Source organism: Vibrio sp. 704, assembly GCF_033339295.1.
In genome coordinates this window covers 1-812 of record NZ_JAWOUH010000289.1, presented here as the reverse complement: position 1 = coordinate 812, position 812 = coordinate 1, and the positions used below count along the sequence as shown (strand labels likewise).

Below are 812 nucleotides of genomic sequence, written 5' to 3'. Positions count from 1 at the left end.
GTTGATGCGTGCTTCCAATTGCTCAATGAGTTTTTCTGTCATGACCCGTTCTCTAGTTGCCAAGCTTGGGCGATGCCCGCCGATGTGGCAGTAATTACACGTTGCTTAGAATCAAAGGCAGCATCATACACGACCGCGCGAGGAGGGCGAGTATCTTTTTTCGGCTCGACTTCAAATCCGTCAATGCGCTTTCCGCTCTGCGTATCCCAAATCGAGACGCGGCCTGAAGGTGTTCCCGTTACCAGTCGAGAGCCATCATCAGAAAAACGCGCAGTAGAGAAAATCAGCTGGCGCGACCAACTGCTGAGTTGCGAAACCTTTTGACCCGTTTCTAAATTCCAAATGATCGCTTGATTGCCACCGTCTGACGTCATGGCGAGTTTGCCATCTCGTTGCAGTGCCACGCGCACAACACGTTGTTCATGTTCAAAAGTTCGTAATACCTGACCAGATTCAGTATCCCAGAGGTAAGCTTTGTAGTCGTTACCGCCTGTCAATGCGAATCGACCATTAGGAGAGATGGCGACAGAGTTGACTTTTTCTCGGTGAGCGAGGAACTCCAAGCGACGACCGGTGACTAAGTTGACGTAAATGGCTTTACCGTTTGAGAGCCCGAGTAGCACTTGTTCACCGTTGCTGGTGATGTCGATGTCGCGAATTAACGCGTCAGAAATGGACCACAGCCCTTGTGCTTGCGTCCAGCCAAGGTCCCAAACGGCAAAGTTCATTTGACCTGCGGTTACAGCAAAACGGCCGTTGTCTGAAATACGAATATGAGATACCGCGTTGCCATCGGCATCAAGCTTTCCAAG

1 protein-coding gene is annotated in these 812 nt (G+C 50.6%); it reads right to left on the bottom strand.

All coding sequences use genetic code 11. The features are described 5' to 3' along the window. Positions 1–38: 38 nt before the first annotated feature. On the bottom strand, positions 39–812 hold a 774-nt coding region (locus R7R24_RS25975), incomplete at its 5' end, for a hypothetical protein (RefSeq protein WP_318120003.1).